The 21,230-nt window shown below is 70.0% G+C and carries 17 protein-coding genes; 13 read left to right on the plus strand and 4 right to left on the minus strand.

Annotated elements, in window-relative coordinates; translation table 11 throughout:
• Nucleotides 1-710: 710 nt before the first annotated feature.
• From ltrA to dnaE, 3 genes are all read left to right on the plus strand, one after another.
• Nucleotides 711-1,901 (plus strand): group II intron reverse transcriptase/maturase, encoded by a 1,191-nt coding sequence (gene ltrA / locus OG884_RS29865; protein ID WP_326646953.1) that lies wholly within the window; start codon nucleotides 711-713, stop codon nucleotides 1,899-1,901.
• 305 nt (nucleotides 1,902-2,206) lie between these two features.
• The gene (locus tag OG884_RS29870; RefSeq protein WP_326638369.1) at nucleotides 2,207-3,133 is read left to right on the plus strand and encodes a chorismate mutase; all 927 of its coding nucleotides are present in this window, start codon (nucleotides 2,207-2,209) and stop codon (nucleotides 3,131-3,133) included.
• A 101-nt stretch (nucleotides 3,134-3,234) separates the two neighbouring features.
• Nucleotides 3,235-6,756: a DNA polymerase III subunit alpha gene (gene dnaE / locus OG884_RS29875; protein ID WP_326638370.1), complete on the plus strand. Its 3,522-nt coding sequence runs from the start codon at nucleotides 3,235-3,237 to the stop codon at nucleotides 6,754-6,756.
• Between the two features lie 71 nt (nucleotides 6,757-6,827).
• Here the strand turns inward: dnaE and OG884_RS29880 are convergent, their stop codons facing one another.
• Entirely contained in the window at nucleotides 6,828-9,083 is a 2,256-nt protein-coding gene (locus tag OG884_RS29880) for a transglycosylase domain-containing protein (RefSeq protein ID WP_326638372.1), read from the minus strand.
• Between the two features lie 70 nt (nucleotides 9,084-9,153).
• Nucleotides 9,154-10,470, minus strand: coding sequence for a UDP-N-acetylglucosamine 1-carboxyvinyltransferase (murA, locus tag OG884_RS29885; RefSeq protein WP_326638374.1), 1,317 nt, complete (start codon nucleotides 10,468-10,470; stop codon nucleotides 9,154-9,156).
• A gap of 98 nt (nucleotides 10,471-10,568) precedes the next feature.
• On the opposite strand from murA, the gene OG884_RS29890 reads away from it, so the two are divergent.
• The gene (locus OG884_RS29890) at nucleotides 10,569-11,129 is read left to right on the plus strand and encodes a hypothetical protein (protein WP_326638376.1); all 561 of its coding nucleotides are present in this window, start codon (nucleotides 10,569-10,571) and stop codon (nucleotides 11,127-11,129) included.
• Between the two features lie 21 nt (nucleotides 11,130-11,150).
• On the opposite strand, the gene OG884_RS29895 is transcribed toward OG884_RS29890, so the two are convergent.
• A complete protein-coding gene (locus tag OG884_RS29895) occupies nucleotides 11,151-12,539 on the minus strand; it encodes an amidase (protein ID WP_326638377.1) in 1,389 nt (462 codons plus the stop codon).
• 219 nt (nucleotides 12,540-12,758) lie between these two features.
• On the minus strand, nucleotides 12,759-13,259 hold the full coding sequence (gene ybaK / locus OG884_RS29900; protein WP_326638379.1) for a Cys-tRNA(Pro) deacylase: 501 nt from the start codon (nucleotides 13,257-13,259) through the stop codon (nucleotides 12,759-12,761).
• Between the two features lie 99 nt (nucleotides 13,260-13,358).
• On the opposite strand from ybaK, the gene hisD reads away from it, so the two are divergent.
• The 9 genes from hisD (at nucleotide 13,359) to hisF (ending at nucleotide 20,882) form a co-directional block, all read left to right on the plus strand.
• On the plus strand, nucleotides 13,359-14,666 hold the full coding sequence (gene hisD, locus OG884_RS29905) for a histidinol dehydrogenase (RefSeq protein WP_326638381.1): 1,308 nt from the start codon (nucleotides 13,359-13,361) through the stop codon (nucleotides 14,664-14,666).
• A 118-nt stretch (nucleotides 14,667-14,784) separates the two neighbouring features.
• Nucleotides 14,785-15,870 carry a histidinol-phosphate transaminase gene (locus OG884_RS29910; RefSeq protein WP_326638383.1) on the plus strand — a complete coding sequence of 362 codons (1,086 nt, stop codon included), beginning with the start codon at nucleotides 14,785-14,787 and terminating at the stop codon, nucleotides 15,868-15,870.
• 329 nt (nucleotides 15,871-16,199) lie between these two features.
• Nucleotides 16,200-17,507, plus strand: coding sequence for an RNA-guided endonuclease IscB (gene iscB, locus OG884_RS29915; RefSeq protein ID WP_326638385.1), 1,308 nt, complete (start codon nucleotides 16,200-16,202; stop codon nucleotides 17,505-17,507).
• 87 nt (nucleotides 17,508-17,594) lie between these two features.
• Nucleotides 17,595-18,200, plus strand: coding sequence for an imidazoleglycerol-phosphate dehydratase HisB (gene hisB / locus OG884_RS29920; RefSeq protein WP_326638387.1), 606 nt, complete (start codon nucleotides 17,595-17,597; stop codon nucleotides 18,198-18,200).
• A gap of 28 nt (nucleotides 18,201-18,228) precedes the next feature.
• Nucleotides 18,229-18,384, plus strand: coding sequence for a hypothetical protein (locus OG884_RS29925; RefSeq protein WP_326638389.1), 156 nt, complete (start codon nucleotides 18,229-18,231; stop codon nucleotides 18,382-18,384).
• The gene (gene hisH / locus OG884_RS29930) at nucleotides 18,378-19,013 is read left to right on the plus strand and encodes an imidazole glycerol phosphate synthase subunit HisH (RefSeq protein WP_326638391.1); all 636 of its coding nucleotides are present in this window, start codon (nucleotides 18,378-18,380) and stop codon (nucleotides 19,011-19,013) included. The genes OG884_RS29925 and hisH overlap by 7 nt, the downstream gene beginning before the upstream one ends.
• An 18-nt stretch (nucleotides 19,014-19,031) precedes the next feature.
• On the plus strand, nucleotides 19,032-19,373 hold the full coding sequence (locus OG884_RS29935) for a hypothetical protein (RefSeq protein ID WP_326638393.1): 342 nt from the start codon (nucleotides 19,032-19,034) through the stop codon (nucleotides 19,371-19,373).
• 4 nt (nucleotides 19,374-19,377) lie between these two features.
• The gene (gene priA / locus OG884_RS29940) at nucleotides 19,378-20,100 is read left to right on the plus strand and encodes a bifunctional 1-(5-phosphoribosyl)-5-((5-phosphoribosylamino)methylideneamino)imidazole-4-carboxamide isomerase/phosphoribosylanthranilate isomerase PriA (protein ID WP_326638397.1); all 723 of its coding nucleotides are present in this window, start codon (nucleotides 19,378-19,380) and stop codon (nucleotides 20,098-20,100) included.
• 11 nt (nucleotides 20,101-20,111) lie between these two features.
• Entirely contained in the window at nucleotides 20,112-20,882 is a 771-nt protein-coding gene (gene hisF, locus OG884_RS29945) for an imidazole glycerol phosphate synthase subunit HisF (protein WP_326638399.1), read from the plus strand.
• Nucleotides 20,883-21,230: the final 348 nt, after the last annotated feature.

Here is a 21,230-nt window from a genome sequence, read left to right on the forward strand (position 1 = left end):
GATGCGCTGTCCAGTACGTGGCGGGGGGCTGGGATATGGCCTAGGATCGGGTACGTGTTGCGTCCTGGAAGCTGGTCCAGGCCTGCGGGTGGAAGTCCCGTCCGGGTAAGCACTGGAGCGCCCGGTAGCAGGCCCCGGTTCGTTGTGGAGACATGGCGGGCTGAGCGGGGCGTCAAGAGCCTCTTTGGAGGGAGCAAGCACGCGGGCCGTAGCGTAAAGCGAACCTTGCAGCCTCGTCAGATTCACAATGGAGAAGCCGAGCCGCTCATGTCACGGCGAAGGCCATGTCCGGTGGGCCTTGTTCCAGGGTCGGTCTGCCAGGTTCTCCCGGGGTATGGAGGATGGCACGTGTGCATGGTCTGGGCCGGAACAGGAGAGACCCGTCTGACCACGCCTTTCGTCGGGCACGAGACCGGGCGTATAAGCCGATGGTGAAGTCGTCCGGAGGGCAGCGGGAGTCCGAGGGGGCCGTAGTACCGCTGATCGGCGTGCAACATAACGCGCCGGGAGGGAAGGGCCCCCACTTTGATCACGTCCGTGGCGAGGGTAAGCGCGAGGGCATGGCCGGGGTGACCCGGTCCAACCACCCCGATGGGCGAGCGTCCATCGTCAAAGTGCGAAAACTTCAACGCGGGCTATGGGCTGCGGCCAAGCAGTCTGAGGAGCGGCGCTTCCACGCCCTGTATGACCGTATCCACCGGGGTGACGTCCTGTGGGAGGCGTGGGAGCGAGTCCGGAGTAACCGGGGAGCGGCTGGGGTGGATCGGATCACCCTGGCGCATGTGGAGGAGTACGGGGTCGGGCGGATGCTTGCCGGACTCCAAGACGATCTCCGGGCAGGTGTGTACCGTCCCGCGCCGGCCAGGCGAGTGGACATTGCTAAATCCTCAGGTGGCAAGCGGCCCTTGGGGATTCCGACGATTCGTGACCGGGTGGCGCAGGCGGCGGCCAAGCTCGTGCTGGAGCCCATTTTCGAGGCGGACTTCTTGGAGGTCTCCTACGGGTTTCGGCCGAAACGGTCGGCGTTGCAGGCCAAGGAGATGATCCGTAAACGGTTCATCGAAGGCCACACTCATGTCGCCGAGTTTGACATCGCCAACTTCTTCGGGGAGATCGACCATGGTCGGTTGCTTGCCGAGGTGGGGCGGCGGGTGTCGGATCGCCGGGTTCTCAAGTTGATCCGCTTGTGGCTTCAGGCGGGGGTGATGGCGGATGGGGAAGTCACGCGGTCGGTCGCGGGCACGCCTCAGGGTGGAGTGATTTCGCCTCTGTTGTCCAATATCTACCTGCACCTTCTCGATATCGAGCTGAGTAGGCGAGGGGTGGGGGTGCTGGTGCGGTACGCGGATGACGGTGTTGTCTGCTGCCGGTCGGCTGCCCAGTCCCACGCCGCGCTCGTGGTGGTGGAGGAGGTCCTCACTTCGCTGGGGTTGAGGCTGCATCACGGCAAGTCGAAGGTTGTTGACCTCAGGGAAGGCCGGGAAGGCTTTGACTTCCTGGGCTGTCATTTCCGGGCTCGTTTTTCGGGCCGGATGTGGGAGAAGTACGGCATGGTCCGCTACTACCTGCATCGCTGGCCCTCGGCGCAGGCGATGAGCCGCTTGCGCGAGAAGGTCCGGGTACGGACGGGCCGCCGCCGGTCGGGAACGGATATCCGGGTGATCATCGCGGATCTCAATCCGGTCCTGCGCGGCTGGGGTAACTACTTTCGCACCGGGAACGCCGCCAGAAAGTTCGGCCAGGTGGATGACTACGTGGTGTGGATGCTGTGCCGCTTGATGATCAAGAAGCGGGGTCGCAATCTGCGGGCGGGTCAACACCAGGCATGGACTCGTGAGTGGTTTGAAGGGCACGGCCTGCTCCGCCTACGCGGGACCGTCCGCTATCCGAAGGCAGCGTAACCATGTCAAGAAGATCATCGGTAAGCCGTATGCGGGAAAACCGCACGTACGGAATTGAAAGGGGGATGGGGAACCGGGCCTTCGGGCACCGCGCCCCTGACTACCAATGACCTGTTATTTCGCGTTTACCAGCCCGGCTCCGGAGAGCCGGTCGTGACAGCGTGATCTAGCGACCAGCCGGAGCCGACACGAGGCGGAGACGTGAAGTCTCTGCCTTTTTCATTTCGAACGTCTCTTTCCGAACGTCTCTTTCCGAACGACCACCGGCTCGCGGGACGCGCGCCGGCCGAGCATGGGGGAGCCTCATGTCGTCCACCGCACATCTGGAACGCGCGACGGTAGGGCTGGGCGCGCTCACGGTGGGTGCCGGACCGGCCGTGGTGATCGGCGGACCCGGTGCGGACGCCCGCTGGATCAGTCTGCGAGACCGGCGCGGTGGGCTCCCCGCCGCGGAGTCCGTGGTGGCGGTCCGCGCCGAGGGAACGGGGCCGGTCCTGGTGGAGCCGTCCTCGGCGGAAGACCTGCCGGTGATCGCCGAGAGGGCGGACGGCGTGCTGGTCGGCGCGGCCTGGATGCGGGACTCCGCGCTGGTGCGCGCCGCCGCCAGGCTGGGCCTGCCGGTGCTCGTCCAGCGGGCCCCCTCCGCGACGCTGGAGGAGTGGCTGGCGGTCGCCGGCCACTGCGCGGCGGAGGGCAACGACCAGATCATGCTCTGTGAGAGCGGCCGTACCCACCCGGACGGCGCCACCTTCGACCTCGCCCTGATGCGCGCCGCGCGGATGAGGTCGGACCGTCCCGTCCTGGCCGACCTCGGCGCGGACCCCGCGCTGGCCGCCGCCGCGATCGCCGCCGGTGCCGACGGCCTCCTGCTGGACCCCGGCTCCACCGAGCAGGACGCGCTGGCCGCGCGGGAGGCCACCAGGATCGTCGGTGCCGTCACCCGCAGGGAGGTCCCCGACTCGGTGCCCGCCGCCCGCGACGCCATCGACCGGGTCGACGCCGCCCTCGCCGTCCTGCTGGAACGCCGCGCCGAACTGGCCGGCACCATCCAGCGCCTCAAGCCCGTCGGAGGCTTCGCCGGCCGCGACGCGGCCCGCGAGCGCCAGGTGGTCGCCGAGATGGCCCGCCGCGCCCCCGTGCTGGGCGAGGCCCGGCTCGCCCCCATCATGAACGCCGTCATCGAGGCGGGCCTGCACCTCGCCGAGGAACGCCGGTCGGTGCCCTCGGACTGAGACCGGGGAAGGGACGACCTGGAGCGCACGGGTCACTTCGGCAACTCGGATTTGGATACGCTTTCCCCGCCGACGGTGCGACTAGGGGAGGACGGGGCCGCATGTCAGACTCGTTTGTGCATCTGCATGTTCACACGGAGTACTCCATGCTGGATGGAGCCGCCCGTTTGAAGCAAATGTTCAAGCAGGTCGGCGACCTGGGCATGCCCGCCATCGCGATCACCGACCACGGCAACATGCACGGGGCCTACGACTTCTACAAGCAGGCGACCGGGGCCGGGATCAAGCCGATCATCGGCATCGAGGCCTACGTCGCCCCGGCCTCCCGGCACCAGAAGAAGCCGGTGCTGTGGGGTGAGCCGCACCAGAAGCGCGACGACGTCTCGGCGGGTGGCTACTACACCCACATGACCATCTGGGCGAAGAACGCCACGGGCCTGGGCAACCTGATGAAGCTCTCCTCGCGCGCCTACACCGAGGGCTTCGTCCGCAAGTGGGCCCGGATGGACGAGGAGATCCTCGCCGAGCACGCCGAGGGGCTGATGGCCACCACCGGCTGCCCGTCGGGTGAGGTGCAGACCCGCCTGCGCCTGGGGCAGTACGACGAGGCGGTCGCGGCGGCGGCCAGGTTCCAGGAGCTGTTCGGCAAGGACAACTACTACCTGGAGATCATGGATCACGGGCTCGACATCGAGCGCAGGGTCCGGGACGGCCTGACCCGTATCTCGCGCGAGCTGGACATCCCGCCACTGGTGACCAACGACTCCCACTACACCTACGAGTCGGACGCGACCTCCCACGACGCGCTGCTGTGCATCCAGACCGGCAAGCAGCTGTCCGACCCCGACCGCTTCCGCTTCGACGGCAGCGGCTACTACATCAAGAACGCCGACGAGATGCGCGCGGTCGACTCCTCGGACCTGTGGGCCGAGGGCTGCCGCAACACCCTGCTGGTCGCCGAGAAGGTCGACCCGAGCGGCATGTTCGGTTTCAAGAACCTGATGCCCACCTTCCCGCTGCCCGAGGGGGAGAGCGAGGAGAGCTGGTTCCGCAAGGAGATCTGGCAGGGCATGGAGCGGCGCTTCCCCGAAGGCGTCGACGAGGAGCACCGCGCGCAGATCGAGTTCGAGATGGGCGTCATCCTGCAGATGGGGTTCCCCTCCTACTTCCTCGTGGTCGCCGACTTCATCATGTGGGCCAAGAACAACGGCATCCGGGTCGGCCCCGGCCGAGGCTCGGCCGCCGGGTCGCTGGCCGCGTACGCGCTGGGCATCACCGACCTCGACCCGCTGCCGCACGGGCTGATCTTCGAGCGGTTCCTCAACCCCGACCGCGTCTCCATGCCCGACGTCGACATCGACTTCGACGAGCGTAGGCGCGGCGACGTGATCCGCTACGTGACGGAGAAGTACGGGGCCGACAAGGTCGCCATGATCGCCACCTTCGGCACCATCAAGGCGAAGGCTGCCATCAAGGACGCGGCCCGCGTCCTGGGCCACCCGTACGCGCTGGGCGACAAGGTCTCCAAGGCGTTCCCGCCCGCGGTGATGGGCAAGGACATCCCGCTGTCGGGCATCTTCGACAAGGATCACCCGCGCTACAACGAGGCCGGCGAGCTGCGCAGGCTGTACGAGGAGGACGTCGACGTCAAGTCGGCCATGGACCTCGGCAAGGGCCTGGAGGGCCTGATCCGGCAGACCGGCGTGCACGCCGCCGGGGTCATCATGTCGGCGGAGGTGCTGACCGACTACATCCCGATCATGCGCCGCGACTCCGACGGTGTGATCATCACGCAGTTCGACTACCCGACCTGCGAGACGCTCGGCCTGCTGAAGATGGACTTCCTGGGCCTGCGCAACCTCACGATCATCGACGACTGCCTGAAGATGATCGAGGCCAACACCGGCGAGCAGATCGACCTGCTCAAGCTGCCGCTGGACGACCGCAAGACCTACGATCTGCTCGGCCGGGGCGACACCCTGGGGGTGTTCCAGCTGGACGGTGGCGGCATGCGGTCGCTGCTGCGGCTGATGAAGCCCGACAACTTCGAGGACATCTCCGCCGTCGGCGCGCTGTACCGGCCTGGACCGATGGGCGCCAACTCCCACACCAACTACGCGCTGCGCAAGAACGCTCAGCAGGAGATCGTCCCGATCCACCCGGAGTTCGAGGAGTCGCTGCAGGAGATCCTCGGCACCACGTACGGCCTGATCGTCTACCAGGAGCAGGTCATGGCCATCGCGCAGAAGGTCGCCGGGTTCTCGCTCGGCAAGGCCGACCTGCTGCGCCGCGCGATGGGCAAGAAGAAGAAGTCGGAGCTGGACAAGCAGTTCGAGTCGTTCGAGCAGGGCATGAAGGACAACGGCTACTCCGCGGCCGCGATCAAGACGCTCTGGGACATCCTGCTGCCCTTCTCCGACTACGCCTTCAACAAGGCGCACAGCGCCGCCTACGGCCTGGTCTCCTACTGGACCGCCTACCTCAAGGCCAACTACCCGGCCGAGTACATGGCCGGGCTGCTGACCTCGGTCAAGGACGACAAGGACAAGTCGGCCCTCTACCTCAACGAGTGCCGCCGGATGGGCATCAAGGTGCTGCCGCCGGACGTCAACGACTCCGACTTCGACTTCACACCGCGCGGCACCGACGTCCGGTTCGGCCTGTCGGCCATCCGTAACGTCGGCGGCAACGTGGTCGACGGGATCATCGCCGCCCGCAGGGAGAAGAGCCGCTTCGCCGACTTCAAGGACTTCCTGCGCAAGGTCCCCATGGTCGTCTGTAACAAGCGGGTCATCGAGTCACTGGTCAAGGCCGGTGCCTTCGACTCGTTCGGGCACGTGCGCAAGGGCCTGGTGATGGTCCACGAGCAGGCGGTCGACAGCATCATCGGCATCAAGAAGAACGAGGCCCAGGGGCAGGACTCCCTGTTCGGCGCCGTCGAGGGCGCCGAGGACCAGACCTTCGACGTGCAGATCCCGATGGGTGAGTGGGACAAGAACACGCTGCTGCAGTTCGAGCGGGAGATGCTCGGCCTGTACGTCTCCGACCACCCGCTCTTCGGCGTGGAGCACATCCTCGCCTCCGGCGCCGACTGCTCGATCGCCTCGCTCCAGGACGAGCACCGTCCCGACGGCCAGGTCGTCACCGTCGGCGGCATTCTGAGCGGCCTGCAGCGCAAGGTCACCAAGAAGGGCGACACCTGGGTGCTGACCCAGCTGGAGGACCTGGAGGGCGCCATCGAGGTGATGATCTTCCCCTCGGCGTACCAGCTCTGCGCGACGGTGCTCGCCGAGGACGCCATCGTCTTCGTCAAGGGCCGCCTGGACAAGCGCGAGGACGTGGGAAAGATCATCGCCATGGAGGTGACGGCCCCCGACCTGACCCGCGAGGCAGGCGGTCCGCTGGCGGTCAGCCTCGCCCTGACCCGCTGCACCCCGCCGGTGGTCGGCCGCCTCAAGGAGGTGCTGACCGCCCACCCGGGCACCACCGAGGTGCACCTGCAGGTGCACAACGGCCCGAAGACCACCATCATGCGCCTCGACGACCGGCTGCGGGTATCGCCCTCCCCGGCCCTGATGGGCGACCTGAAGCAGCTGCTCGGACCCGCCTGCCTCGGAGCCTGACCCGGCGCGACGCGGGCAGGGCCGCGAGCGATCCCGACGCGGTGACGGCGGTGGTGTCGCGGTGGGCCGGGTCAGCGGTGGCGGGGGCGGGCGGGCCACTGCGCGACACGGCCTCCCCGGGGCCCGTGGTAGGCGCCGTACTCGCTGTCACCGCGGCGCCTGCGATCACCGCGCCCCTCGCGGTCCCGGTGGCGCTCGCCGCGCTCGCCGTCCCTGCCCGCCTTGCGCTCGGCCTCCAGTGCCTCCTTCATGCCGGGGGTGAACCCGCCGCCGAAACGGCCCATGTCCGGGTGGTGGAAGGAACGCGGCGAGACGTCCCGCAGGGCGGCGGACATGGACGACACCCAGATCGGCCCCGGCAGGGAGGCCCCCTGAACCGCTCCGTAGTACTCGCCGCCGATCTCGACATCGCTCAGCGGGTAGCGGTACGAACCGCGGATGTCGCCCACGCTGACCGCCGCGGCCAGATCGGGGGTGTAGCCGGCGAACCAGGCGGACGTGTAGCCGTTGTTGGTGCCGGTCTTGCCCGCCGCGGGGCGGCCGATGCTCTGACCGGTCATGGTGCCCTTGGTGAACACCCCGGACAGCAGGTAGTTGACCGCGTCGGCCACGTCGCGCTCGATCGCCTGCGCGCAGCTGGGCGGGACGCGGAAGTGCCTGCCGTTCCGCTCGACGATCTCGACGATGGACAGCGGGCGGCAGTAGCGGCCCCGCGCCCCGAACGCGGCGAACGCCGCCGCCACGGTCACCGGGTCCATCTCGTTCACCCCCAGGGTGAAGGTCGGCACCTCCCGCAGCGGGGTGCCGTCGGCGCGGGCGATGCCCATCGCCTTGGCGGTCCTGACGACCGGGCACAGGCCCACCCGCTGCTCCAGCATCATGTAGAAGATGTTCACCGACTTCCAGGTGCCGGTGGACAGGCTCTGCGGGCCGCCCTTGCCCTCGCCGCTCGCGTTGAAGATCTCCGCGCCGGGGTCGTTGACCTTGCGCCCCCGGCAGTCCTTGAAACCGCCGGCGGGCACGAAGCTGCCGGGTGTCATGAAACCCTGGTCGAACCGCCAGCCCTGGCTCAGCGCGGTCGCCAGGGTGAACACCTTGAACGTCGACCCCGCCTGGAATCCCTGACCGCCTCCGTGCGCGGTGTCGGCGACCAGGTTGTAGGTGGTGCGGGGGCCGTTGTTCTTGTCGCCGGCGTTGCGGCCGTACTTCTTGCTCGCCGCCATGGCCCGGATCCGCCCGGTGCCAGGCTGGATCATGGCCTCGGCCGCGACCTCGGTGTCCTTGGTACCGACGCGCGCGGCGATGGCGCGTTCCGCGGCCCGCTGGGCCCTCGGCGCCAAGGTGGTGCGCAGCACGAGGCCGCCCCTGGCCAGGCGGCGCTCCCGCTCCACGCGGGTATGGCCGAAGACCGGGTTGGTCAGCAGCTCCCTGTGCACGTACAGGCAGAAGTAGGGGTAGACGCTCCCGTCGCAGCCGCCGGGCATCGGCTGCAGCCTGAGGTTCAGCGGCCGTCTCATGGCGGCCTCCGCCCGGGGCCGGGGAACGTAGGACAGCTGGGCCATCCGCTCCAGGACGATGTCCCTGCGTTCTCGCAGCCTCTTTCTGCGCGCCGCGTCCAGCGACGGGTCCGTGATGTACGGGGTGCGGACCGCGCCGGCCAGCGTCGCCGCCTGCGCCAGGGTCAGCCGGGAGGCGGCGACGGAGAAGAACCGCTGGGCGGCGGCCTCCACCCCGAAGGCCCCCGCGCCGAAGTAGGCGATGTTGAGGTAGCGCTCCAGGATCTCCGCCTTGGTGTACTTCTTCTCCATCGCCAGCGCGTACCGCAGCTCGGTGATCTTGCGCTGGATGCTGGGCGCGCGGGCCTGGGCGCGCTCGGTCTCGCTCTCGGAGTTCTCGACCAGGATGTTCTTCACCAGTTGCTGGGTGAGCGAGGACCCGCCCTGGCGCACCCCGCCCGCCTTGGTGTTGGTCACCAGGGCGCGCAGGGTGCCCTTGAAGTCCAGGCCCGCGTGCTCGTAGAAGCGCGAGTCCTCGATCGCCACGATCGCCTCACGCATGACGGGGGCGATCTGGTCGAGCCGAACGACGGTCCGGTTCTCCGTGTAGAACTGGGCGAACCGCTTGCCGTTCCGGTCCAGGAGCACGGTGCGTTGGGCGAGCGGATTCTCCCGTGGGCTCGGCGGCAGGTCGGTCAGGGTCCTCGTGACATTGTTGACGGTGACCCCCACCGTGCCGACCAGCGGCAGCGCGGCCAGGGCGGCCAGCAGCCCGCCGAGCACCCCGCAGGCCGTCAGCGCGCGCAGGCACGCGCCGGGTCCGCGTCTCACCTCCGGGTGCGATGTCACGCAAGGTAACGTGCAACCGGATGATCACCCATAAACACCCGGTTGCCAATCCTTACCCCTCCTGCACCTTTTCTCGACTGATCTTCAGCCCGAGCGAGGCGAACTGCTCGAACGGCCGGTGGTAGCCCCGCTCGATGTGGTGCACCCCGCGCAGCGTGGAGACGCCCTCCGCGGCGGCCGCCGCCAGCACGGCGGAGAACCCGGCCCGGATGTCGGGCAGCGTCACGTCGGCGCCGCTCAGCCTGGACACGCCGCGCACGACCGCCGAGTGCTTGGCGTTGGTGTCGTGGTAGCGGCAGGCCGGGCCGCCCAGACAGACGTCGAACACCTCGATCTCGCAGCCCATCTTCTGCAGCGCGGGCACGTAGACCAGGCGGTTCTCGAACACCGTTTCGTGCAGCACCGACATGCCCTGGGCCTGGGTGAACAGCACCATCAGGGGCGTCTGCCAGTCGGTCATGAACCCCGGGTGCGTGTCGGTCTGCACCGCCGCGGCCCGCAGCCCGTGCGGCGCCGACGCCGACAGGTAGTCGTCGGTGATGTCGACCTCGGCGCCCATCCTGGCCAGGGTGGTGATCGCGGTGACCAGCCGGTCCTGCGGGCAGCCGTGCACCCGCACCTGGCCGCCGGTGATCAGACCGGCCGCCAGGTAGGAGAACGCCTCGATGCGGTCGCCGTTGAGCCAGGTGGAGGCGCCGTGCAGGCGCTCCACCCCCTCGATCACGATGCGCCGGTCCGGGCTCAGCTCTATGCGCGCGCCCATCCGCTGCAGGAACAGGGCGAGCTCCACCACCTCGGGCTCCATCGCCGCGCCCTTCAGCACGGTCTTGCCCTCGGCCAGCACCGCGGACATCAGGATCGTCTCGGTGGCGCCGACGCTGGGGTAGGGCAGCTCGATCCGGCTGCCGCGCAGCCGCTTGGCCTTGGCGTACACACCGGTGTCGCTCACCTCGACCTCGGCGCCCATCGCGCGCAACGCCTCGACGTGGAAGTCGACGGGCCGGCGGCCGATCGGGTCGCCGCCGACCAGCGGTACGAACGCCTCGCCCGCCAGGTGCAGCAGCGGGCCCAGCATCAGGATCGGGATTCGGTTGAGGCCGGTGAACGCCGCCGGGACATGCGGGTTGATCTTCTCCCCGGGAGAGACGGTGATCTCCCCGGAGCTGATCTCCACGTCGATGCCGAGCGCCCTCAGCATCTGCGCGGTGATCCCCACCTCACCCACGTCCGGGGCGTTCTGGATCGTGCTCTCACCGGTGCCGAGCATCGCGGCGACCATGTGCTTGGAGACGCCGTTCTTGGAACCGCGGACCTCGACGTCACCGCGGAGCGGCCCGGAGGGTTCGATCAGCCATGCCTCTTCGTTCACCCCGCAAGCGTAACGGGGTTCGGTGGGAACCTCGGGTGGCGCCGGGCGGGCGGATGGGTAACATCGGGCACATCTGCACAGAGGGTGAGGGGGCCGTGGTGCGCGGTGCGCGTGACTTTGTGATCACCGTGCTGGTGCTCGCCCTGGCCGGAGTCGTCGCCGGGATCCTGTGGTCGCTGGCCGCGCCGCGACCGCCGTACGTCGTGACGGGCAAGGGGCCGCTGCCGGCCGATCCCTCCACGCAGGCGCTGATCGCCGCCGACGGCTGGTTCGCCGTCATCACGGGCGTGCTCGGGCTGGTCTGCGGGGTCATCGGTTACGGCGTGTCGCGTGGAGGCCGCCCGCTGCCGGTGGTGGTGGGCCTGGCGGCGGGCGGTCTGCTCGGCGCGCACCTCGCGCTGCTGGTCGGCGCGGCGGCCAACCTCGGCGCGGTGAGCATCGCCGCCTCGGGGAGCTCCGTGGGGAGCTCCATGCCGCTGGTCCCGGGGCCCCTGGCGCTGACCGCCAGGGGCGTGCTGTACGCGTGGCCGACGCTGGCCGCCGGTGTCTTCTTCGTCCTGGAGGGCGTCGCGGGCTACCGCGACTCGCCGCTGCGCAACCCGTTCGGCGAGGGCGAACCCTACGGGCCGCTGTCGTCGTACGACATCGACGGCCGGTAGTGACCCGGCCGCCCGGTCGCGTCAGAGGGGCGGCCTGCGCGTGCCGTGCCCGGTGGCGCGCTCGAAGGCGTGGGCCAGCCGGAGCACCGCCATGTCGGCGAAGGGACGCCCGACGATCTGCACGCCCACCGGCAGCCCGCCCGAGGTGAACCCGCACGGCACCGACGCCGCGGGGGCGTGCAGCACGCTGACCCAGTAGGCGGAGCGCATCCACGCCAGGTAGTCGGGCAGCGCCTGTCCGTTGATCTCCGAGACGTACGGGGCGTCCACCGGGAACGGCGGCACCTGGCTGACCGGGGCGATCAGGAAGTCGTAGGTGCCGAAGAAGGAGTCCATCCGCTGGTACAGCCCGCTGCGCAGCCGCTCGGCGCGGGCCAGGTCGGCCCCGGTCACCTCGTGGCCCCGCTCGACGTTCCAGCGCACGTTCGCCCCCAGGCGCTCCTGGGGCAGGTCGCCGTAGCAGAGCGCGTAGTACCAGGCCCGGTAGATCCGGAAGGCGTCCTCGGCGTCCGACAGGTCCAGCTCCACCCGGTCCACCCGCGCGCCCAGCTCCGCGAGCACGGCGGGGGCGTCCGCGGTGACCTTGGCGGTCTCCGCGTCGACGGGCAGCCCGCCCAGGTCCGGGCTCCAGGCCACGCGCAGGCCGGTCAGGTCCAGCTCCAGCGGCCCGGCGAAGGCGGTGCCGCTCTCGGCGATCGACAGGGGGGAGGAGGCGTCGAACCCGGCCACCGCGCTCATCAGCAGCGCCAGGTCCCCGGCGGTACGGGCCATCGGCCCCGGCACGCCGAGGGTGAACCAGGCCGCGACGGCGGAGGGCGCCGGCACCCGCCCGGGGGTGGGCCGCAGCCCCGCCACGTTGCAGAAGGAGGCGGGGTTGCGCAGCGAGCCGCCCATGTCGGAGCCGTCGGCCAGCGCCACCATACCGGTCGCCAGCGCGGCGGCGGCCCCGCCGCTGCTGCCCCCGGCCGACCTGGTCGGGTCGTAGGGGTTGCGGGTGGCGCCGAAGATCTCGTTCACGGTGTGCGAGCCGGTGCCGAACTCCGGGGTGTTGGTCTTGCCGACCGTGATCGCCCCGGCCTCGCGCATCCGCCGCACGATCGGCGCGTCGGTGCCGGGGACGTGGTCGGCGAAGAGCGGCGAGCCGTACGTGGTGCGGATCCCCGCGGTGTCGGCCAGGTCCTTGTGCGCGACCGGCAGCCCGTGCAACGGTCCCCGCCATCGGCCGCGCGCCAGGTCCAGGTCGGCCTCCCTCGCCTCCCGCCTGGCGCGCTCGGCGGTCAGCGTGACGATCGCGTTGACCTCCGGGTTGACCTCCTCGATCCGCCGCAGGTGCGCCTCGAGCAGCTCGGCCGCGCTGACCTGCCTGGTGCGCAGCAGTTCGAGCATCTCGGTAGCGGTCAGGTAGTGCATCTGTCCCCCCGATCGGTACGGCCTGTCGCAGACGAGTCTGGCCGAACGCCGCCGCGTGCCGCGTCGGCAACCTTCGACAGGGCGGTGGGGGGAGCTCCGGCCCACCTTGTGCGACGAGATCTTCGGCCCACCTTGTGTGACCCTTGTGCGACGAGATCTTCGGGCCGACGCACAGGGGGGCCGAAGATCTCGTCGGCTCTCCGGGCCGGAAAGCCCTTGCTAGCCGTTCTTGCCGATGGGCGCGGTGACGGCTCCGGTGAGGCGTACCAGCTCCGAGGGGGAGGCCTCGATCTGCAGCCCGCGCCGACCGGCGGAGAAGTAGATCGTCGGAAAGTCCAGCGCGGAGGCGTCGACCACGGTCGGCAGCCGCTTGCGCTGCCCCAGCGGGCTGATGCCGCCGACCACGTAGCCGGTGACCCGCTCCACCTTGGCCGCGTCGGCCATCGCGGCCCGCTTGCTCCTCAGCGCCGCCGCGAACGCCTTGAGATCGAGTTTGCCCGCCACCGGCACCACCGCGACGGCCAGCCCGCTCTCCACCTCGGCCACCAGGGTCTTGAAGATCTGCCCGTACGGCACGCCGAGGGCGTCGGCCGCCTCCTCGCCGTAGGCCTGCGCGTTCGCGTCGTGCTCGTAGGGGTGCAGGGTGAAGGCGGCTCCGGCCTGGGTCAGGGCCACGGTCGCGGGGGTTCCCTGGCCGCCCTTGCTCTTGCTCTTGCTCACGGGGCAAGCGTAGCGGCTGGTTAAAATCTACATAGTAAAGGCGCTGTCCGGATAATGGACGTGACGATACCGGGTGGCGGACCTCCGTAGACTGAACGGGTGATTTCGCGTACCGATCTGCGCGGGCCTCTTCCCGAGGACCTGCGCGACGTGCTGCCCCGCGCCGACCTCGACGTCGAAGCCGCCCTGGAGAAGGTGCGGCCCATCTGCGACGACGTGCATCATCGTGGGGTCGCCGCGGTGCGGGAGCTGACCGCCAGGTTCGACGGCGTCGAACTGGAGTCCACCCGGGTGCCGGTCGAGGCGATCTCCGGGGCACTGGAGAGGCTCGACCCGAAGGTCAGGGCGGCACTGGAGGAGTCGATCCGCCGCGCCCGCCTCGTCCACCGTGACCAGCGGCGCACAGACGTCACCACCCAGGTCGTGCCCGGCGGCACCGTCACCGAGCGCTGGGTGCCCGTCGACCGGGTGGGACTGTACGTCCCCGGCGGCCGGGCGGTCTACCCCTCCAGCGTGGTCATGAACGTCGTCCCCGCCCAGGAGGCGGGGGTGGGCTCCCTGGCGGTCTCCTCGCCCGCGCAGCGCGAGTTCGGCGGCCTGCCGCACCCGGCCATCCTGGCGGCGTGCGCGCTGCTCGGTGTGGACGAGGTCTACGCGGTCGGTGGCGCCCAGGCGGTGGCGATGTTCGCCTACGGCACCGAGGAGTGCCCGCCGGTCACCATGGTCACCGGTCCCGGCAACATCTGGGTCGCCGCGGCCAAGCGCCTGCTCAAGGGCCGTATCGGCATCGACTCCGAGGCCGGTCCGACCGAGATCGCGATCCTCGCCGACTCCACGGCCGACCCGGTGCACGTCGCCGCCGACCTGATCAGTCAGGCCGAACACGACACGATCGCCGCCGCCGTGCTCGTCACCGACTCGGTGGAGCTGGCCGAGGCCGTCGAGCGGGAGTTGCCGGCGCAGGTCGCCGCCACCAAGCACGCCGAGCGGATCACCGAGGCGCTCTCCGGGCGCCAGTCCGGCATCCTGCTGGTCGACGACATGGAGGCGGGGCTGCGCGTCGTCGACGCCTACGCCGCCGAGCACCTGGAGATCCAGGCCGAGGGAGCGTCCGCGCTGGCCGCCCGGGTCCGCAACGCCGGGGCGATCTTCGTTGGAGCCTACGCGCCGGTCTCGCTCGGCGACTACATGGCCGGTTCCAACCACGTGCTGCCCACCGGCGGCTGCGCCTGTCACTCGTCGGGGCTGTCGGTGCAGACGTTCCTGCGGGGCGTTCACGTCGTCGACTACAGCCGCGAGGCCCTCGCCGGGGCCGCCGCCCACGTGTGCGTGCTGGCCGACACCGAGGACCTGCCGGCGCACGGTGCGGCGATCAGGGCGCGGTTCGACTGGGAGGTGCCCTCGTGAGGGTTTTTTCCATGCTTACCAGCCAGGTGGCTCGACGGGTCCCCGCGAGAGCCGCAGGGGTCTGCCCGTCCGTGCGAGACGTGGCCGTCCGTTTCCGGTTCGAGGTGGAGATCCCGTCGTGAAGCTCGAAGACCTGCCGATCCGAGACGATCTCCGGGGGCGCACGCCGTACGGTGCCCCGCAGATCGACGTCCCGGTCAGGCTCAACACCAACGAGAACCCATACGGGCCCTCGGCGTCGCTGGTCGCCGACCTGGCCGAGGCGGTGCGGAGCGTCACCGCCGAGCTCAACCGCTACCCCGACCGCGACGCGCTCGGCCTGCGCCGGGAGCTGGCCGGATACCTCGGTCACGGCCTTGGACCGGAACAGCTCTGGGCTGCCAACGGCTCCAACGAGGTGCTCCAGCAGATCCTGCAGGCCTTCGGCGGTCACGGCCGCACCGCGATGGGCTTCGAGCCGTCCTACTCGATGCACCCGATCATCACCACCGGCGCCTCGACCGAGTGGATCTCCGGGGCGCGTGAGGAGGACTTCGGGATCGACCCGGGCAAGGCCGTCGCCGCGATCGAGGAGCACCGGCCCGACGTCGTCTTCCTGACCTCGCCCAACAACCCGACCGGCACCGCCCTGGAGCCGGAGGTGATCGCCCGGATCGTCGAGGCGGCGCCGGGCATGGTGGTGGTGGACGAGGCCTACTTCGAGTTCGCCCGCACCGGCACCCCGTCGGCGCTGACCCTGCTGCCGGGCAATCCCCGGCTGATCGTCACGCGGACGATGTCCAAGGCGTTCGCCATGGCCGGCACCCGGGTTGGCTACCTGGCCGCCCACCCGGCGGTGGTCGAGGCGTTGCTGCTGGTCCGTCTGCCGTACCACCTGTCCACGCTCACCCAGACGGCGGCGCGCGTCGCGCTCGCCCACCGCGCCGAGCTGCTCGGCGCGGTCGACGCGCTGCGGGCCGAGCGTGACGCCGTCGTGGACTGGTTGCGCGCCCGGGGGCTGAAGGTCGCCGACTCGGACGCCAACTTCGTGCTGTTCGGGCTTTTCGAGGACCGGCGCGCGGTGTGGCAGGGGATGCTGGATCGCGGGGTGCTGATCCGCGAGGTGGGACCGCCCGGGTGGCTGAGAGTGTCCATCGGAACGACAGAGGAGATGGCGGCGTTTCGCGCCGCCCTGGAGGAGATCCTGTCAACGACCCCCTCCTGAGGGAGGGGGCTCGAGGTGCAGCGATGCGCTTTGAAGCCCCGCGTTGACCAGCCCTGGCCGTCAGCTCAAGGAGGTGCGTTTTGATGGCTACGTTGAACATGAGATCGCAGACCCACCGGCGGGTGCTTCCTCAGCCTGCCGCTCTGGAATCCGTGGGAGCAGACACGCCCGAGGGTGGGCACGAAACGGCTCGCGGACACCGCCTGGCGGCGGTACCTGGTGTTCAACCTGGGCGAGGGGAGATCGAGCGGACCGGCACCCGGTCTGCTCGGCGTCACCCCGAGGACGCTTCGGCGTCCGAGGGAGCGAACCGTGAGGTTCACCCGGTCGTGTTCGTCCTGGACGTCCGCGGCCACCCGCTCGACCCCTGCCATCCTGCCCGTGCCCGTCGCCTGCTGGCGGCCGGGCGGGCGGTCGTGGCCCGTCGCACCCCGTTCGTCATCCGTCTCAAGGACCGGTCGCTGGCCGATTCCACCGTGGCAGGCGTGCAGGTCGGTATCGACCCCGGCAGCAAGCACACCGGCCTGGCGGTGTTCACCGACCATGAGGGGAGCCGGGCCGGACGGTATGCGATCCGGCTCGACCATCGGGGCGCACTGATCCGCGACAGGCTTGCCTCGCGGGCCGCGTTGCGCCGGGGCCGCCGGGGGCGGAACCTGCGCTACCGCGCCCCCCGATTCCTCAACCGCACCAAGCCGAAGGGGTGGCTCGCGCCATCCCTGCGACACCGCGTCGAGGGCACCATGTCGCAGGTGGCGCGGCTGACCCGGTGGGCGCCCGTGACCGCCGTCCACATGGAGAAGGTCTCCTTCGACACCCACGCCCTGTCGGCGGGCAAGCCGTTGGAAGGCGTTGAGTATCAGCAGGGCACCCTGGCCGGGTACGAGGTCCGCGAATACCTGCTGACCAAGTGGGGGCGCACCTGCGCCTACTGCGGCGCGAGCGGCGTACCGCTCAACCTCGACCATATCCACCCCCGCAGCCGGGGCGGCTCCGACCGGATCAGCAACCTCACCCTGGCCTGCGTCCAGTGCAACCAGACCAAGAACGCCACCCCCGTGCGGGAGTTCCTGAAAACCAGCCCCGCACTCCTGGCGAAGATCCTCAAGCAGGCGAAGGCTCCACTGCGGGACGCCGCCGCCGTCAACGCCACCCGGTGGGCGCTGTGGCGGGCACTGGAAGCGACCGGCCTGCCCGTTCACACCGCCTCGGGCGGTCGTACGAAGTGGAACCGCTCGCGCACCGGCGCGCCGAAGTCGCACACGTTGGACGCGTTGCACGTCGGAGAATTGGAGACCGTGACCGCCTGGCCGCCGGTGGTCCTGGTGGTCGCGGCGACCGGTCGCGGCGCCTACGCCCGCACCACCCCCGACCGATACGGGTTCCCCCGCCTTCTCCGGCCACGGATCAAACTGCGCCACGGCTTCCAAACCGGCGACCTGGTCCGGGCGAACGTTCCGGCGGGCAAGAAGGCCGGGGTTCACGCCGGGCGAGTCCTGGTCCGCTCCTCCGGTTCGTTCGACATCACCACCCGGCACGGTCGCATCGCCGGGATCAACCACCGGCACGTCCGTCATCTTCAACGCGCGGACGGCTACGGCTACACGACTCAGAAAGAAGCTGATCGAAATGACTGACCGGTCAGGGCACGCTCGGGCCTGGGCGGCACTCCCGCTCCCAATGCCTCCCCGGCCTGAAGGCCGGGGCATCCTCGGGAGGTTCTGGTGAGTATCACCGCACCGCGTCGCGGTCGCGTCGAGCGCGTCACCAAGGAGACCTCGGTGCTGGTCGAGGTCGATCTCGACGGCACCGGGAAGGTTGAGGTGTCCACCGGTGTCGGGTTCTTCGATCACATGCTGAACCAGCTCGGCAAGCACGGGCTGTTCGACCTGGTCGTGAAGACCGAGGGGGACCTGCACATCGACGCCCACCACACGATCGAGGACACCTCGCTCGCGCTGGGCGCCGCGTTCCGTGAGGCGCTGGGCGACAAGTCGGGCCTGCGGAGGTTCGGTAACGCCTCCTGCCCGCTGGACGAGTCGCTCGCGGAGGTCACGGTCGACCTGTCGGGGCGGCCGTACCTGGTGCACAGCGAGCCCGAGGGTATGGCTCCGATGATCGGCCCGGAGTACGACACGACGATGACCAGGCACATCCTGGAGTCGTTCGTCGCTCAGGCCGCCGTCTGCCTGCACGTGCGCGTCCCCTACGGCCGCAACGCCCACCACATCGTGGAGGCGCAGTTCAAGGCCCTGGCCAGGGCGCTGCGGGCGGCCTGCGAGCGCGACCCGCGCGCCACCGGGGTGCCGAGCACGAAGGGTGTGCTGTGATTTCTGCCGGGGAGAGGGGGAGGCGACGGTGAGCGACAACTGGTCGGCCATCGCGATGGCGTTCATCGCGCTCTTCTTCGTCGGTGGGATTGTCTCATTCCTCAAACAGGGTCTGAAGAAGGGCGCGGTGCTGCTCGCCGCCCTCGCGGCCCTGGCGACCACGGCGGCGGTGCTCTGGTGGTGAAGAAGGTAACCGTTCTCGACTACGGATCGGGCAACCTCCGTTCGGCGGAGCGCGCGCTGGCCCGGGTCGGTGCGGAGGTCACGGTGACCGCCGACTACGAGGCGGCGATGGAGGCCGACGGTCTCGTCGTCCCCGGCGTGGGGGCGTTCGCCGCGTGCATGGCCGGGCTGCGCGAGGTGCGGGGGGAGCGGATCATCGCCCGGCGCCTGTCGGCCGGGCGGCCGGTTCTGGGCATCTGCGTCGGCATGCAGATCCTCTTCGAGACGGGCGTCGAGCACGGCGTCACGACCGAGGGTTGCGGGGAGTGGCCGGGCACTGTGGAGTCCCTGGAGGCGCCGGTCCTGCCGCACATGGGGTGGAACACGGTCAAGGCGCCCGCTGAGAGCGTGCTGTTCGCCGGGCTCGACGCGGATACGCGCTTCTACTTCGTGCACTCGTACGGCGTGCGAACCTGGGAGCTCCAGCCTGGGCCCGGGTTTGCCGATCCGCTGGTCACCTGGGCCGAGCACGGGGTGCCGTTCGTCGCGGCGGCGGAGAACGGCCCGCTGATGGCCACTCAGTTCCATCCGGAGAAGTCGGGCGACGCCGGAGCCCGGTTGCTCACCAACTGGCTCGGGATCGTCGGCTGAGTTTTTGATGGGCCTTTGATGAGTAGGGAACGGGCCAGGCGCAGGGCCGAGCGGGAGGCCGAGCAGGTGCGCTTGGCCGCGCTGCGCGCCGAGCGGGAGGCGCGGCTGGCGCGGCGGCGCGAGCGCGTCGGCAGGGTGACCGCGTTGCTGCCGGGCAGGCCCGTCCGGATCGTCTCCCAGGGCGGCATCATGGCCCGCCGCCGCCGGGCGCAGAACGGTGTCGCGGCGGTGCTGTTCCTGATCGTGCAGGTGATCGTCTGGCTGCTGTGGTCCTCGTGGGCGGCACGGTTCGGCGTGCTCGTGCTTTCCTTGCTGTTCGTTCCGCTTTTTCTCACGCTTGTCTTCGACCGGAGGTCTTGAACAGATGTCGCTTGAGCTGCTCCCCGCCGTGGACGTCGCCGACGGTCAGGCGGTCCGCCTGGTCCAGGGCGCGGCCGGCACCGAGACGTCGTACGGCGACCCCCTGTCCGCGGCGCTCGCCTGGCAGGAGGCCGGCGCCGAGTGGATCCACCTGGTCGACCTCGACGCGGCCTTCGGCCGGGGCAGCAACCGTGAGTTGCTCGCCACGGTGGTCGGCGCGCTGGATGTGAACGTGGAGATGTCCGGGGGCATCCGTGACGACGCCTCGCTGGAGCTCGCGCTGGCCACCGGCTGCCGCCGGGTGAACATCGGTACCGCGGCGCTGGAGAACCCCGCCTGGTGTTCTAAGATCATCTCTGAGTACGGTGACCGGATCGCGATCGGCCTCGACGTCCGGGGGACCACCCTGGCCGCCCGGGGCTGGACCCAGGAGGGCGGTGACCTGTGGGAGGTTCTGGCCCGGCTGGAGAAGGACGGCTGTCCCCGGTACGTCGTCACCGACGTCACGAAGGACGGCACGCTGCGCGGCCCGAACCTGGACCTGCTCCGCGAGGTCTGCTCCCGTACCGACAAGCCGGTGGTCGCCAGCGGCGGGGTCTCGTCCCTGGAGGACCTGCGCGCGCTGGCCTCGCTGGTCCCGATCGGCGTCGAGGGGGCCATCGTGGGCAAGGCGCTGTACGCGCAGGCCTTCACCCTCGAAGACGCCCTTGCCGCTGTGCGTTCCTGAAGGAGTTGTCGATGAGTGTCGCGGTGCGTGTGATTCCCTGTCTGGACGTGGACGCCGGGCGGGTGGTCAAGGGCGTCAACTTCGAGAACCTCCGCGACGCCGGAGACCCGGTCGAGCTGGCCCGTCGCTATGACGCGGAGGGGGCCGACGAGCTGACGTTCCTGGACATCACTGCTTCGAGCTCTGACCGGTCGACGATGTACGACGTGGTCAGCCGGACGGCCGAGCAGGTGTTCATCCCGCTGACCGTGGGCGGGGGAGTGCGCTCGGTCGAGGATGTCGACAGGCTGCTGCGGGCGGGCGCGGACAAGGTGGGGCTGAACACGGCGGCGATCGCGCGGCCTGAGCTCTTGACCGAGGCGTCGCAGCGGTACGGGGCGCAGTGCATCGTGCTGTCGGTGGACGCCCGCCGGGTCGTCGACGGGCCGCCGACGCCGTCCGGTTTCGAGGTGACCACGCACGGCGGTCGCCGGGGGACCGGGATCGACGCGGTGGAGTGGGCTCGGCGGGGCGCGGAGCTGGGGGCGGGGGAGATCCTGCTCAACTCGATGGACGGCGACGGGACCCGGGACGGCTACGACCTGGAGATGATCCGGGCGGTGCGGGCCGTGGTGTCGGTTCCGGTGATCGCCAGTGGTGGTGCCGGTGCCGTTGGGGATTTTCCCCCGGCGGTGGAGGCGGGGGCGGACGCGGTGCTGGCGGCGTCGGTGTTCCACTTCGGGCAGCTCAAGATCGGCGATGTGAAGGACGCTTTGCGGGGGGCGGGGTATCCCGTTCGCTGACGTCGTTCGTTGTTTTTGATGCTGGTTCCTGGTTCCTGTGGGCTGGTCGGGGGCGCGGGGTTGGTGCGCGCTGCGGCGGGCCGGTGGTCCGGGCGGCCGTCTCAGTTGCTGTCCGGTGGTTCAGGCCTCCGGCCTGTTCGGGCGCTCGGGGTTGCGCTTTTTTATACGCCGCCCGGACCACCGGCCCGCCTCCGCGCACATGTTCCTGTTCTCACGGGGTGCGGGCCGTAGCTGCTTTCTTTCCGGCCGTCCAGGGGACTTTCCGGTGCTGAAGCCTTCGTACGGGCTGCTTTTAGGGGTGGTCGCCGTAGCTGAAGCGCTGCTGCGGGAAGGAGCTCAGGGTTGGGC

It is taken from the genome of Streptosporangium sp. NBC_01755 (genome assembly GCF_035917995.1).
Classification (GTDB): Bacteria; Actinomycetota; Actinomycetes; order Streptosporangiales; family Streptosporangiaceae; genus Streptosporangium.